This is a genomic window from Thermoactinospora rubra (assembly GCF_002093975.1).
GTDB classification, from domain to species: Bacteria; Actinomycetota; Actinomycetes; order Streptosporangiales; family Streptosporangiaceae; genus Nonomuraea; species Nonomuraea rubra_A.
In genome coordinates this window covers 14,317-27,156 of record NZ_KZ084332.1, presented here as the reverse complement: position 1 = coordinate 27,156, position 12,840 = coordinate 14,317, and the positions used below count along the sequence as shown (strand labels likewise).

At 72.7% G+C, this 12,840-nt stretch carries 13 protein-coding genes; 8 read left to right on the top strand and 5 right to left on the bottom strand.

Annotated elements, in window-relative coordinates; translation table 11 throughout:
• Positions 1–38: 38 nt before the first annotated feature.
• Positions 39–2,177, top strand: coding sequence for an AfsR/SARP family transcriptional regulator (locus BSB02_RS12190; protein ID WP_084958875.1), 2,139 nt, complete (start codon positions 39–41; stop codon positions 2,175–2,177).
• A gap of 55 nt (positions 2,178–2,232) precedes the next feature.
• On the opposite strand, the gene BSB02_RS12185 is transcribed toward BSB02_RS12190, so the two are convergent.
• The 3 genes from BSB02_RS12185 to BSB02_RS12175 are packed head-to-tail and all read right to left on the bottom strand — an operon-like array spanning position 2,233 to position 3,636.
• Positions 2,233–2,808, bottom strand: a complete 576-nt coding sequence (locus BSB02_RS12185; protein WP_084958874.1) for a TIGR03086 family metal-binding protein — start codon at positions 2,806–2,808, stop codon at positions 2,233–2,235.
• A complete protein-coding gene (locus BSB02_RS12180) occupies positions 2,795–3,268 on the bottom strand; it encodes an SRPBCC family protein (RefSeq protein ID WP_084958873.1) in 474 nt (157 codons plus the stop codon). The genes BSB02_RS12185 and BSB02_RS12180 overlap by 14 nt, the downstream gene beginning before the upstream one ends.
• Positions 3,265–3,636 (bottom strand): ArsR/SmtB family transcription factor, encoded by a 372-nt coding sequence (locus BSB02_RS12175; RefSeq protein WP_084958872.1) that lies wholly within the window; start codon positions 3,634–3,636, stop codon positions 3,265–3,267. Before BSB02_RS12175 ends, BSB02_RS12180 begins: the two co-directional genes overlap by 4 nt.
• Before the next feature lie 146 nt (positions 3,637–3,782).
• Between BSB02_RS12175 and BSB02_RS12170 the strand changes: the two genes are divergently transcribed.
• The 4 genes from BSB02_RS12170 to BSB02_RS12155 all read left to right on the top strand — a co-directional run bounded on the left by BSB02_RS12170 (position 3,783) and on the right by BSB02_RS12155 (position 7,786).
• A complete protein-coding gene (locus BSB02_RS12170; protein WP_143590541.1) occupies positions 3,783–5,969 on the top strand; it encodes a DEAD/DEAH box helicase in 2,187 nt (728 codons plus the stop codon).
• A 244-nt stretch (positions 5,970–6,213) separates the two neighbouring features.
• A complete protein-coding gene (locus BSB02_RS40545) occupies positions 6,214–6,429 on the top strand; it encodes a hypothetical protein (protein WP_158088609.1) in 216 nt (71 codons plus the stop codon).
• Positions 6,375–6,731: a hypothetical protein gene (locus BSB02_RS12160; protein WP_084958870.1), complete on the top strand. Its 357-nt coding sequence runs from the start codon at positions 6,375–6,377 to the stop codon at positions 6,729–6,731. Before BSB02_RS40545 ends, BSB02_RS12160 begins: the two co-directional genes overlap by 55 nt.
• A 176-nt stretch (positions 6,732–6,907) precedes the next feature.
• Positions 6,908–7,786: a S1 family peptidase gene (locus BSB02_RS12155; protein WP_206184648.1), complete on the top strand. Its 879-nt coding sequence runs from the start codon at positions 6,908–6,910 to the stop codon at positions 7,784–7,786.
• A gap of 58 nt (positions 7,787–7,844) precedes the next feature.
• Here BSB02_RS12155 and BSB02_RS12150 read toward each other — a convergent pair whose 3' ends face one another.
• Positions 7,845–9,062 (bottom strand): nucleotide disphospho-sugar-binding domain-containing protein, encoded by a 1,218-nt coding sequence (locus BSB02_RS12150; RefSeq protein WP_240506397.1) that lies wholly within the window; start codon positions 9,060–9,062, stop codon positions 7,845–7,847.
• A gap of 117 nt (positions 9,063–9,179) precedes the next feature.
• Between BSB02_RS12150 and BSB02_RS12145 the strand changes: the two genes are divergently transcribed.
• Together BSB02_RS12145 and BSB02_RS12140 are read left to right on the top strand one after the other, a co-directional pair.
• Positions 9,180–10,070 carry a proline iminopeptidase-family hydrolase gene (locus BSB02_RS12145; RefSeq protein WP_084958869.1) on the top strand — a complete coding sequence of 297 codons (891 nt, stop codon included), beginning with the start codon at positions 9,180–9,182 and terminating at the stop codon, positions 10,068–10,070.
• On the top strand, positions 10,070–10,990 hold the full coding sequence (locus BSB02_RS12140; RefSeq protein WP_240506376.1) for an ACP S-malonyltransferase: 921 nt from the start codon (positions 10,070–10,072) through the stop codon (positions 10,988–10,990). The genes BSB02_RS12145 and BSB02_RS12140 overlap by 1 nt, the downstream gene beginning before the upstream one ends.
• On the opposite strand, the gene BSB02_RS12135 is transcribed toward BSB02_RS12140, so the two are convergent.
• Positions 10,972–11,220 carry an acyl carrier protein gene (locus BSB02_RS12135; protein WP_084958867.1) on the bottom strand — a complete coding sequence of 83 codons (249 nt, stop codon included), beginning with the start codon at positions 11,218–11,220 and terminating at the stop codon, positions 10,972–10,974. The genes BSB02_RS12140 and BSB02_RS12135 overlap by 19 nt on opposite strands.
• Positions 11,221–11,328: 108 nt before the next feature.
• On the opposite strand from BSB02_RS12135, the gene BSB02_RS12130 reads away from it, so the two are divergent.
• Positions 11,329–12,831: an AMP-binding protein gene (locus BSB02_RS12130; protein WP_084958866.1), complete on the top strand. Its 1,503-nt coding sequence runs from the start codon at positions 11,329–11,331 to the stop codon at positions 12,829–12,831.
• The last annotated feature ends 9 nt before the right edge of the window (positions 12,832–12,840 follow it).

Here is a 12,840-nt window from a genome sequence, read left to right as displayed (position 1 = left end):
CGTTAGGGTCGAATTCGGAATCGTTGAGGGTGAGGATCATGCGCTTCGCCGTACTGGGGCCGCTGGAGGTGACCGCCGACGACGGCCGTGCCGTACGGGTGCCCGAGCTCAAGGTGCGGGCGCTCCTGGCCTGCCTGCTCGCCCACGACGGGCGGGCCGTGCCGGCCGGGCGGCTCATCGAGAGCCTGTGGGGGCCGCAGCCGCCCGGCAGGCCGCTCACCGGGTTGCGTGCCAGGGTGTCGCAGCTGCGCAGGGCGCTCGACGAGGCCGAGCCGGGAGCCAGGAAGCTGGTCGTCGCCCGGCCGCCCGGCTACCTGATCGACGCCGACACCGACGCGGACCGCTTCGGGCAGGCCCTCGACCGCGCCCGGGCCGCCGGCGACCCGGCCGAGCGGGCCGTACTGCTGGCGGAAGCCCTGTCGTGGTGGCGCGGGCCGGCCTTCGCCGACTTCGCCGAGCTGGCGCTGGTGCGCGGGGCCGCGGCCCGGCTGGAGGAGCAGCGGCTGACCGCCCTTGAGGACTACGCGGAGGTACGGCTGGCGCTCGGCCAGGACGCCTCGCTGGTCGGCGAGCTCGCCGAGCTGGCGGCGCAGCACCCGACGAGGGAGCGCTTCCACGGCCTGCTCATGCGCGCGCTCTACCGGTCGGGACGGCAGGCGGAGGCGCTCGAGGTCTACCGGGCGCTCCGCGAGCGCATGCGCGAGGAGCTGGGCCTGGACCCCTCGCCCGACCTCGTCGCCCTGCACCAGGCGATCCTGGAGCAGAGCCCCGGCCTGCGCCGCCCTCCGGCCCCTCCGGCGCCCGCGCCCGCCCGGCTGCCCGAGCCGCTCACCGAGCTGGTGGGCAGGGACGAGGAGCTGGCCGAGCTGGTCGCCCTGCCGGGTACGGCGCGGCTGGTGACGCTCACCGGCGCGGGCGGGGTGGGCAAGAGCCGCCTGGCGCTGGAGGTCGCCCGCCGGCTGGCCCCCGGCTTCCCCGATGGCGCCTATCTGGTGGAACTGTCGGCGGTGCCCGCCGCACCCCCGCCGGACGAGGGCGACGTGGCCGAGGCGGTCGCGGCGGCGCTCGGGCTGCGCGACGACGGCGGGGCGGCCGACCCGGGCGAGCGGATCGCGGCGGCCTTCGGCGCCCGCCGGGCGCTGCTGGTGCTCGACAACTGCGAGCACGTCGTCGAGCCGATCGCCAAGCTCGCCGAGCGGCTGCTGCGCGCCGGCCCCGGGTTGCGGATCATCGCCGCCAGCAGGGAGCCGCTGGGCGTGTCGGGCGAGGTCGTGCGGGAGGTCGCGCCCCTGGACGTCGACGCCGCGGTGCGGCTGTTCACCCTCCGCGCGGCGGACGCGCAGCCGGGCTTCGCGATCGGCCCCGCGGACCTCGACGCCGTCGAGGTGATCTGCCGCCGCCTCGACGGCATCCCGCTGGCGCTGGAGCTGGCCGCGGCCCGGGTCCGGTCGCTGGGCGTGCGCGCCCTCGCCGAGCGGCTCGACGACCGCTTCCGCCTGCTGTCCACCGGCCGCCGGGCCGGTCCCGCGCACCAGCGGACGCTCAGGGCGACGATCGACTGGAGCTGGGAGCTGCTGACGGAACCGGAACGGATCGTGCTGCGCCGCCTGGCAGTCCAGGTGGACGGATGCACGCTGGAGGCCGCGGAACGGGTCTGCGCGGCGCCCATGCCCATCCCCGGAGGCCCGCCGGGCGACGCCGACCTGGCCGCCGAGGCGCGGGACGCCGGCCCCGACCTGGATCCCGCCGACGTCGCCGACCTGCTGGCGCGCCTGGTGGACCGGTCGCTGGCGGTGCGCTCGGGCGACCGCTACCGGCTGCTGGAGTCCGTGGCCGCCTACGGGCTGGAGCGGCTGCGCGAGGCGGGCGAGCACGATCGCGTCCTGCGCCGGTACGCCACCTACTACACGCAGCTCGCCGAGTGCGCCGAGGCGTACAAGACCGGGCCCGCGCGGCACCGCTGGATCCGGCGGCTGGACGCCGAGACCTCGAACCTACGCGGCGCGCTGGAGGCCGCCATGCGCCTGGGCGACACGCGGCTGGCCGCGCGGCTCACCGGCTCGCTCGGCTGGTACTGGCTCCAGGCCGGCCGGTTGGGCGAGGCCCGGCGGGCGCAGGACGCGGCCCGGCTCGGCGGGCGGCGGGCCACGGCGGCCGCGGGCGTGACGTCCGCGTGAGCGTGACAGCCCGCTTGAGGACGGCACCCGGTCGCCCACCGGAGACGACCAGGGCTCAGGCCGGCGTCCAGGACGGGTCGCGGCCGATGAACCCGAGCAGCCGGGTCTGGGCGTCGGCGTCGTCCGGGGTGGGGACGCGCGGGCCGAACTGGCCCGAGGCGCGCATCACATCCTCGATCGGCTCCATCCCGGCCAGCAGCACCGCGCACTCCTCCACGTCGAGCCGGTCGTCCTGCCCGGTGGCGCGGGCCAGGTCCCAGGTGTGCATGAACACGTCGGAGGTGTAGAACCGGTCGATCGCGCGGTCCAAGGGCACCTCGCCGATGTGCCGGTTGACCAGCATCCGCCGCGGGGTCTCCGGGTCGTCCAGCAGCGCCTGCACCGCGGCGCGGCGTTCCTCCCAGGCCGCGACCGGGTCGTCGTCCACGCTCGGCACGTCCGGCAGCTTGACCCCGGCGCCGGCGGCGAGGAACGGCGGGAACCATTCGACGAGGTGGCGCACCACGTCGCGGGCGGTCCAGCCGGCGACCGGCGAGGGGGCGTCCCAGTTCCGGGCGCCGTGGACGCGGTCGGCGAAGGCGGCGGCGATCCGGCGGTGCCGTTCGGCGGGCGGCAGGTCAGACAGCGCCATCGGCCAGCATCCTGTCGAGCTTGGCGTAGCCCTCTTCCACGCCGGTCTCCATGCCGCTCTTCAGCCAGGCGTCGCGCCCCTCGAAGCTGTCCACCAGCGACTGGGTGCGCAGCCGGGTCCGGCCGTCGCCGAGGTCCTCGATCCACAGCGTCTCCAGGGCCACCCCGTCGGGGTCGCCCTCGTAGGTGAACGTCTGCACGATGCGGTCCGGGCGCACCTCGTGGAAGGAGCCGTGGAAACCGTACTCCTGGCCGTCGTCGCCGACGGAGACGAACCGGAAGCTGCCACCGGTGCGCGCGTCCCAGTGGTCGATGCGGGTGCTCGTGGAGTCCGGGCCGATCCACCGCGCGAACAGCTCGGGGTCGGTGTGCGCCCGGAACAGCTGGCCGGGCGTGGCCTGGAACTCGCGGGTGATGCGGATGACGGGGACCCTGGGGTCCGCCTCGATGCTCGTCGTCATGGCTGGCGCTCCTCGTGCTCGTCGTGCTCGCCGGCGTGTTCGCCGGCCTGGTCCATCGCGGCCAGCACCCGGTCCAGGCGCCGGTAGCGCTCCTCGGCCCGGCGGCGGTACCGCTCGATCCACTCCTCCAGCAGGTCGAACGCCCCGGCCTCCAGGCGCACCGGCCGCGGCTGCGGTCCCGGCGGCCGGCTCACCAGCCCCGCTTCCTCCAGCACCCGCAGGTGCTTGTACACGGCCTGCACGCTCATCCGGTACGGCTCGGCGAGCTGGTTCACCGTGGCGTCGGCGACCGCGAGCCGGGCCACGATGTCGCGGCGGGTCGGGTCGGCGAGGGCCGCGAAGACCCTGGACAGGGCGTCGGTCGGCATCGGCGTCCTCTTGTTTAAACCAATTGGTTTAAAGGAACGCTAGCCCGGCGGTGCGGCACGGTCAACCCTCTTTTCCGCCATAGGCCCCGAAAGCATCGGATAACCTCACCGTGACCGTGGAGCGGCGACGGGCAGGTGGGGCGGGAGTGGCAGAGCCGGACGACAGGCGGTACTCCGCCCGGGAGGCCGACGCGCTCTGCACGCGGGCGGAGCTCCTGCTCGACCGGGCGCGGACGCTCCTGCGGGACCACGAGACCGCGCGGGCGGCGGCCCTGGAGGCACTCGGCGCCCTGCGGGCCGAGCTGTCCCGAGCCGAGCTGGCGCAGATCCCGGTCGCCAGGATCAAGGACGTCACCGAGGGACGCCTGCGGATCGGCGCGCTGGAGGAAGCCGGGTACGCGACGGTCCTGGACGTGTGCGACGCCTCGCCGTACCGGCTGCAACAACTGCCCGGCATCGGCGCGCAGACGGCGAACCAGATGCACGCCGCGGCCCTCCAGATCGCCAGGGCCGCCGCGGCGGCCGCGAGCATCAGGATCGACGTCGACCGGCGGGATCGCACGACCACCGATCTGGTCATCGCGCTCCACCGCCTGGTCGCCGCCGGCCCGGAGCTGAGCCGCGCGGCCGAGGCGGCCCGCCGGCTGGCTGAGGAGCTGGCGCCACTGCTGGCCGAGGCCCGCCCGGCACGGCGGCGCCGGCGGATGTGGCTGACCGGCGGCGAAGGCCGGCGCAGGGCCCGGCAGGCGCTCGCCCGGCTCGCGGACCTGGCCGAGCAGGCCGGGGACACCGGCCTGCTCCTCACCCAGGTCACCACCGACCTGCTGCGGCCGCCGGCCTCCGAGCTGGAGGCCTGGGTGGACTTCGAGCACCGGTCCGCCGAGTACTACGGCCTGCTCGCCGACCTGGCCGGGGAACCCCCCGCCGCGGGCCAGGGGCTCCTTCCCGACGACCTGGTCGCGAAGGTCACCGCGCAGGAGCTCGACGACACGCACCGGCGCGTCTCGCTCCGCGGCTACCAGGCGTTCGGCGCCCGCTTCGCGCTCGCCCAGCGGCGGGTCATCCTCGGCGACCAGATGGGCCTGGGCAAGTCGATCGAGGCCATCGCCGCGCTGGCCCACCTTCGCGCGAAGGGCGAATCCCACTTCTTAGTGATCTGCCCGACCAGCGTGCTGATCAACTGGACCCGCGAGATCGAGTCCCGCAGCACGCTGCGGGCCTACCCGCTGCACGGCCCCGACCGGCGGGCCGCCCTGCAGGAGTGGGTACGGCAGGGCGGGATCGCCGTCGCGACGCTGGGCAGCCTCCACCAGATCGCGGTCCCGGCCGAGGTGAAGGTCGGCATGGTGGTGGTCGACGAGGCGCACCTGGTGAAAAATCCTGAAGCGCGGCGATCCAAGGCGGTGGCCGAGTGGTGCCGCCGGGTCGACCGGGTGCTCTTCCTCACCGGCACCCCGATGGAGAACCGCGTCGAGGAGTTCCGCACGCTCGTCGCCTACCTGCAGCCGGAGCTGGCCGCCACGCTGCGCACCAGCGACGTCGTCGCCGGCGCCCAGGCCTTCCGCAAGGCGGTGGCACCCGCCTACCTGCGCCGCAACCAGGAGGACGTGCTCACCGAGCTGCCCCACCGGGTCGAGTCGCGCGACTGGGTGGAGTTCAGCGGCGCCGACCTGGCCGCCTACCGGCAGGCCGTACTCGACCGCAACTTCATGGCCATGCGCCGCGCCGCCTTCGCCCACCCGGAGACCTCCGCCAAGCTGAAGCGCCTGCGCGAGCTGGTCGACGACGCCCGCGACAACGGCCTGAAGGTCCTGGTCTTCTCCTATTTCCGCGACGTGCTCGCCACGGTGGCCGAGGCGCTGGGCGACGCGCGCGTCCACGGGCCGGTCTCCGGCTCCGTCTCCCCTGCCCGCCGCCAGGAGATCGTCGATGCGTTCTCGGCGGCGAGCGGGCATGCCGTACTGCTGAGCCAGATCGAGGCGGGCGGCACCGGCCTGAACATCCAGGCGGCCTCCGTGGTGATCGTCTGCGAGCCGCAGCTCAAGCCGAGCGTCGAGGACCAGGCCGTGGCCCGGGCCCACCGGATGGGCCAGGTCCGCACGGTGCACGTCCACCGGCTGCTGGCCGTGGACTCGGTCGACCAGCGGCTGCTGGAGCTGCTCGGCGCCAAGGCGGCGCTGTTCGGCGAGTACGCCCACCGCAGCGACCTGGCCGAGTCGGCGCCGGAGGCGGTGGACGTCTCCGAGCACGCGCTCGCCCGCCAGATCATCGAGGAGGAGCAGCGGCGCCTGCAGGCGCAGTCCGGCGGCCACGGGCCCCGGAAGGGCCGGTAGACGGCCGGCTTGACCCTGGCCCAAGGGCAGGGCGGCACCCTTGGGCGCATGAACACGTCACACGAGGTTCCGCTGGGGCGGCTCTACCGGGTCGGCGGGCGTCGGCTCTTCCTGCACCGCTCGGGCGCGCGAGGTCCGCGACGCGCTCATCGCGCGGCACCTCACCGTCGACGCGCAGCGGGCGGGCGCCCTGGAGCGCAGCGACCAGCCGCAGCGGGCCGAGGAGCTCAAGGCCGCCGGGCCGGTGCCCGGCAAGCCGCTGATCGCGCTCACCGCGACCGGCGTCGACGCCGCACTCAAGCTCACGATGCCCACGAGACTCCTGCGGGAGATGACCGACGGCAAGCTCCGCATGCACCGGGACATGGCCGCGTCCGTCGCCGGAGGCGAGCACCGCGTCCTGCCGTGGGCCAGGCACACTACGATCGGCAGCGGGCGCTCGGGTTCAGCGACCGGCTGATCCGGATCGAACGCGACTCGTGGATCATGGTGGCCGCGCTGGCCCCGGAGTCGATTCCGCGGTGGGTGGCCGCCAAGAGCGCCGCCCTCGACGACCCCGAGTTCGTGCGGCTCTACCTCGCCTGCGACCAGGCGCTGGACTGGGCGGCCGACGACCCGCGGCTCCCCGGGCTCGCCGAGGCGATCGCCGCCTGGGACGCCGGCCACCCCGCGACGGCGGCCTCGCCGAGGGAACCGCCGCCCTGCTGGCCTCCAACGCCGTCGAGTCCTCCCCCGCCTGGGCACGCCTGCTGGAACCGGTGACCGCTTAGGGACTTCCGACCCGCGCCGGCATGGCGTTTCGAGAGCGCGGCCCAGCAGTGATCTCCCCGCCAAGGTAAATCACTTTTGTTCTTTATGTCCACTTATCGGCAGTTCGTGTAGCTTACGTACGGACAAGGGAGTTTCAAGAAGTCACCAAGCCAGCGGACGGGAGAGAAGTGTTCAAGGCAACCGGCAGAAGATCGGTCGTGCTCGCCATGCTCATCGCGGCCGGGTTCGCGATGACCGCCGCATCCCCTGCCGCGGCGGGCGCGGGCCGCCCCGCCATCATCGGCGGGAAGGACGCGACCGAGGCCTACCCGTTCATGGCCTCCTTCCAGCTGAGCAGACTGCGCGAACACCACTGCGGCGGCTCCCTCGTCGCCCCCGACTGGGTGGTCACGGCCGCCCACTGCAAGGGACTCATGAAGCCCGGCAAGACCCGGGTACGAATCGGTTCTCACGAGCGCGACACGGGCGGAGTCCTCGCCGGTGTCGAGCGCGTCGTCACCTACCCCTACCACGACCGGCGCGGCATGTGGGGAGCGCGCAAGCACGACATCCTGCTCGTCCAGCTGGACCGGCGGGTCGACCTCGAACCCATCCGCATCGCCGGCGATCCCGGCCGGGTGGGGGAGCCGACCCGCATCATCGGCTGGGGCATGACCTGCGACGACCTGGACGATCCGGCGTGTTCGAGCGGTTCGCGGCGGTTGCAGGAACTCGACACCGTCCGCCTGCCCGACACCCGATGCTCCGGGTTCAACCGCGGCACGGAGCTGTGCACGGGCGACCTGCGCGGCCGTGCGGCCAGCGCCTGCAACGGCGATTCGGGAGGTCCGCAGATCCGCCGGGTGGCCGGCCGGTGGGAACTGATCGGCGTCACCTCGCGCGACGGCGACGACGTGAACGACCGCATGGACGGCGACGCCGGCTGCTCCACCGGTCCGGACGGCGAACCGGGAGTCGGCATCTGGACCGACGTGACCCATTACCACTCCTGGATCGCCGAGGTCACCGCGGCCGGCACTCCCGCGGCCCGGCACAGCCGGTCGTAGCCATCGGACGAGCCGAGCCCTGAACGGACCGGAGAAGACGGCCGGCACGTCGAGCGCGTTACTTCGCGCACATCGCTTCGAGGTCGGGAACGATCTCCGAGAGGGTCGGCGTGGCCAGCATCTCCTGCTGGACCTCGGCGGCGCACCTGGCGAACGACGGCTCGCAGATCAGCCGTTCCACCCGGTCGCGAACGGCCTCGGGAGTGACGTCCTCGAGGTCGAGCAGCAGGCCGTTGCCGCGCTTCTCCTGCGCGAGCGCGGAAGCCCGCTCGCTCCACGTGGTGCCCGGGACGATGAGCTGCGGCACGCCGTTGATCACGGCGTTGCCGATGGTGGCGCCCCCGCCCTGGTGAACGATGGCCGAGCAGGTGGCGAGAGCCTCGTTCATGGGAACGAAGTCCACCGCACGGACATTGTCGGGAACCCGGCCGACGCCGGCCAGCTGATCGGCGCTGAGCGTGGCGATGACCTCGACGTCCAGCGGGCGCAGCCCTTCGAGCAAGGCGGCGACCGATGCCTCCTCCCGCCCGTGCACCTGGCGGTTGGAGACTCCCAAGGTGAGCAGGACCCGGGGACGGGAGGGCGGCTCCACCACCCAGCGCGGAATGGGCAACGGCCGGTTCACCGGGACGAAGCGGACGGGGATGTAGTCGACGTCGAGGTCGTAACGGATGTAGGACGGCGACGGGTCGATGGTGGCCATGCCGAAGCGCAGGCTGTCGTCGAACGTGCAGCCGTGCCTGCCCAGCCAGTCCGCCATCCACGCCACGACCGGGTCCGGTTCGCCCAGCTCCTGGTACTGGAAGCTGATGCGGGCGGTCTGGTCGGCCGCGTAGAGCATCCGCACGTGGGCGGCGCCCACCGCGTGGGCGACCAGGGGCCCGGCGTACATCATCGGATCCCAGACCACCAGGTCGGGCCGCCACTGCCGAGCGAACTGCAGCAGTTCCTCCAGCAGCCGATCGGGAGAGGTCCACCGGAAGACACCGGCCCAGGTGTGGTAGACGGATCGCACGTAGTCCTCGGTGTAGCGCTCCGGCCTGGACTCCGAGAGCTTGTACGGCCCGTCCATCGCCTCGCTGCCAAGCTTGCGCTCACGGGCGATGTCCAGGTCGGCACCGAACCACATGGACTCAAGGCCGGTCTCCAGGAACGGCTCGATCTCCGCCGGGTTGCGCGGGCCGACGTAGCGCACCTCGTGTCCGGCGGCACGCAGGGCCCAGCCGACCGGAGCCATGCTGTAGACGTGTGTTCTGGTCGGGAAGACGATCAGCATGACGCGCACGCTCCGGACGCTAACCGGCCGCGGCAGGCGTGACCACGGCTCCCGCCGAATCTGGGGTGCCACCCCTAAGGGGTTGGCCGGCGTCCCGGCGCACCGTTAGACAGGAGCATGCCTGCCAAGGGAACTGTGCCTTTTCGCGGGTGGCGCACGTGGTACCGCATGACCGGAACACCCGGCACCACACACCTGCCGACCGTCGTGGTGCTGCACGGTGGCCCCGGCAGCACCCACGACTACCTCCTCTCCCTGACCGAGCTCAACCGGGAGGGGTGGCCGGTGCTGCACTACGACCAGCTCGGCAGCGGCGGCTCCACGCACCTGCCGGACGCCGGGCCGGACTTCTGGACCGTGGAGCTGTTCCTCGAGGAGCTCGACAACCTGCTGCGGAGCCTGGGGCTGGCCGACAACTATGTCCTGTTCGGCCACTCGTGGGGCGGCATGCTGGCGGCCCGGCACGCCGCGGACCGGCCCGGCGGCCTGCGCGGTCTGGTGATCGCCAACTCCCCCGCCTCCTACCGGCTCTGGCGGCAGGAGATGGAGGTGCTGCGCGCCGCGCTGCCGCCGGAGGTGGACGCCGTCCTGCGCAAGCACGAGGCGGCGGGCACCACCGACAGTCAGGAGTACTTCACCGCCATGCGGGTCTTCTACGACAGGCACGTGTGCCGGGTCGTGCCGTGGCCCAGGGACTACCTCGCCTCGTTCATGGACACGGCCGACAATCCCACCGTCTACCACACGATGAACGGGCCGAGCGAGTTCCACGTGATCGGCACGCTCAAGGACTGGTCGGTCGAGGACCGGCTGCCCGACATCGGCGTTCCCACCCTGGTGATCTCGGGCCGGTACGACGAGGCGACTCCGGTGACCGTCCGGCCGTTCCACGAGCTCATCCCGGGCGCGCGCTGGGAGATCTTCGAGAACTCCAGCCACGTGCCGCACCTGGAGGAGCCGGAACGGTTCTTCGAGGTTGTGACGAGGTTTCTGAAGGAGCTGGCCTGATGAGTGCCACAGCCGTCGTGTTCCCCGGAATGGGACCGATCCGCTTCGCCGACGTCGGACGGTTCCTGGTCGTCAACCCGGTCGCCAGGAAGCTGGTCGCCGAGGCGGACGCACGCCTGGGATACCCCCTGCTGGAGCGGCTGCGCTCCAGCGAGGGGGACTACACCGAATACGCGCAGGTCGCCTTCTTCGTCAGCTGCGTGGCGCTGGCCCGGTGGGCCGACGAGGAGTACGGCGAAGCCCCGGCGTACGCCACCGGGCCCAGCTTCGGGGAGAAGCCACTGGCCGCCTACGTGGGCGCGCTGTCCTTCTCCGACGGGGTGTGGATGACCTCACGGCTGGCGCGCTGCCTGGAGGAGTACTTCGCGAGCGAGCACCAGGACGTCGTGACGCACTCCTTCGTCCGCGTGCCGCGGGAGCGGGTCGTCGAGATGCTCGCGGAGCTGCCCTGGTCGGAGATCTCGTGCTACATCGACCGGGACTTCCACATGGTGACCCTGCGCGAGCGGCACCTGGACCGGCTGACGCGCCAGATCCGCGCCAACGGCGGGCTGTCGCTGTACACGATGCGCCCGCCGATGCACGCGAGCGCGTTCGGCGCGCTGCGGCGCAAGGCGGAAGACGAGGTGATCGGCAAGCTGACCTTCGCCGAGCCCGCGCTTCCCGTGATCGCGGACCAGGACGGCGCGGTGCTGCGGACCGGCGAGGAGATCCGGGAGATGCTGCTGAAAAGCTTCGTCCAGCCGCTTCGCTGGCCGGATGTGGTCGGCGCGTTGAAGCGGCTGGACGTCGGCGCCGTCCGGGTGTGCGGCCCGGACAGCTTGTTCGGCCGAGTCGCGGTGACCAGGCAGGCCTTCGAGGTGGTCGCCGTCAACCCGCGTACGGCCCTGCAGCCCCGGGCTCAGCGGGCCACGGCCTGAGCGGCCTGCACGGCGTTCCACAGGCTCGCGGGCGTCTGGAAGGTCTCCATGCTGAGCGAGTCGTCCTCGAAGCGGATCCCGTACCGGCTCTCCACCGAGGCGAGCAATTCCACGGTGGCTATGGAATCGAGCCCGAAATCGCGGAGCGTGAGATTTTCCGCCAGCGGCTGGGAAGGCGGGAGATACGGCAGGAAGCTGCGCAGCAGCTCTTCGAACTGGGCGTCCCACATTTCGCTGTCGCTCCTTAAATCAAGGGTTGCCAGGACGACCGGCGGTCGTTATCGAGTTAACCATCACTGCGATGTCGGTCGAACCCCTATTTATGGTGGAGGTCGCGTATGGACGGGCTGGCTCGGCGATTCGTCCGGGGGCTGGCCGCCAGTCCCGACGGAATTGCGGTGAAGGCCGGGCCCACGGTCCTCACCTACCGCCGGCTGCACGAGCTGGCGCTGCTCTGGGGCGGGGCGCTGGCCCGCACCGGCACCCCGGCGGTGGGCGTGCTGGCGGGCAAGGGCGGCGTCGCCTACCCCGGCATCCTCGCCGCCCTGTACGCGGGCGCGGCCGTCGTGCCGCTGCGGCCCGACTTCCCCGCCGCGCGGACCCGGCAGATGCTGCTGGCCTCCGGCGCCAGGGCGGTGATCGCAGATCGGCGCGGCCTCGCCGTACTGCCCGAAGTGCTGGAGGACCGCGCGGACGTGGCGGTTCTCGCGCCCGAGGAGGAGCAGCCGGAGCGGCGGCACGCGCTGGAGGCGCCAGCGAAGGCCGCGCGGGACGACCCGGCCTACATTCTGTTCACCTCGGGCTCCACCGGCCGCCCCAAGGGCGTCGTGATCACCCATGGCGGCACCGACCACTACTTCCGCCTGCTGGACGAGCGCTACGACTTCACCGCCGAGGACGTCTTCTCCCAGGCGTTCGACCTGAACTTCGACTGCTCGGTCTTCGACCTGTTCTGCGCGTGGGGCGCGGGGGCCGCCGCGGTGGCCGTGCCGCCGCGCGCCTACCGCGACCTGCCCGCCTTCCTCGCCGAGGAACGCATGACCGTGTGGTTCTCCACCCCGAGCGCCATCGACCTGATCCGGCGGATGGGCGGGCTCGGCGAGCACGCCCTGCCCGGCCTGCGCTGGAGCTTCTTCGCCGGGGAGGCGCTGAAGTCCCGGGACGCCGAGGACTGGCAGCGCGCGGCCTCGCGCTCCACGCTGGAGAACCTCTACGGGCCCACCGAGGCGACCATCACCGTCACCGCCTACCGCTGGCGGAGCCCGGACGTCGCGATCAACGGCGTGGTCCCCATCGGCCGCGTCCATCCCGGGCACGACTACCTGCTGCTGGGTGACGACGGTACGGCCGACGCCGCCGAGGGCGAGCTGTGCCTGGCCGGGCCGCAGCTCACTCCCGGCTACCTCGATCCGGCCGACGAGCGCGGGCGCTTCTTCGAGCGGGACGGCAAGCGCTGGTACCGCACCGGCGACCGGGTCCGCGTGCTGCCCGGCGGCGAGCTGGCCTACCTCGGCCGCCGGGACTCCCAGGTCCAGGTGCAGGGCTGGCGGGTGGAGCCGGCCGAGGTCGAGCACGCCATGCGGGCCTGCGGTGTCCACGACGCGGTCGTGGTCGGGGCCGACACGGGCGCGGGCACCGAGCTGGTCGCCTTCTACACCGGCGAGCCGATCGCGCCGGCCGATCTCGTCCGGGCGCTGCGAGACCGGCTGCCCGACGGAATGATTCCCCGGCATTTCCACCACCTGCCGGAATTCCCGCTGAACTCGAATCGCAAGATCGACCGCCTGGAGCTGGCGGCGCGCGCGGCCGGGCTGCACGGCGGAAAAATACGGGTCGCATAGGGGTATGGC

Coding starts and splice junctions, on each gene's coding strand:
- BSB02_RS12135 (WP_084958867.1), bottom strand. CDS start 11,220: ATGTGGGACGCCCAGTTCGAAGAGCTGCTGCGCAGCTTCCTGCCGTAT.
- BSB02_RS12190 (WP_084958875.1), top strand. CDS start 39: ATGCGCTTCGCCGTACTGGGGCCGCTGGAGGTGACCGCCGACGACGGC.
- BSB02_RS12145 (WP_084958869.1), top strand. CDS start 9,180: ATGCCTGCCAAGGGAACTGTGCCTTTTCGCGGGTGGCGCACGTGGTAC.
- BSB02_RS12175 (WP_084958872.1), bottom strand. CDS start 3,636: ATGCCGACCGACGCCCTGTCCAGGGTCTTCGCGGCCCTCGCCGACCCG.
- BSB02_RS12140 (WP_240506376.1), top strand. CDS start 10,070: ATGAGTGCCACAGCCGTCGTGTTCCCCGGAATGGGACCGATCCGCTTC.
- BSB02_RS12130 (WP_084958866.1), top strand. CDS start 11,329: ATGGACGGGCTGGCTCGGCGATTCGTCCGGGGGCTGGCCGCCAGTCCC.
- BSB02_RS12180 (WP_084958873.1), bottom strand. CDS start 3,268: ATGACGACGAGCATCGAGGCGGACCCCAGGGTCCCCGTCATCCGCATC.
- BSB02_RS12150 (WP_240506397.1), bottom strand. CDS start 9,062: ATGCTGATCGTCTTCCCGACCAGAACACACGTCTACAGCATGGCTCCG.
- BSB02_RS12185 (WP_084958874.1), bottom strand. CDS start 2,808: ATGGCGCTGTCTGACCTGCCGCCCGCCGAACGGCACCGCCGGATCGCC.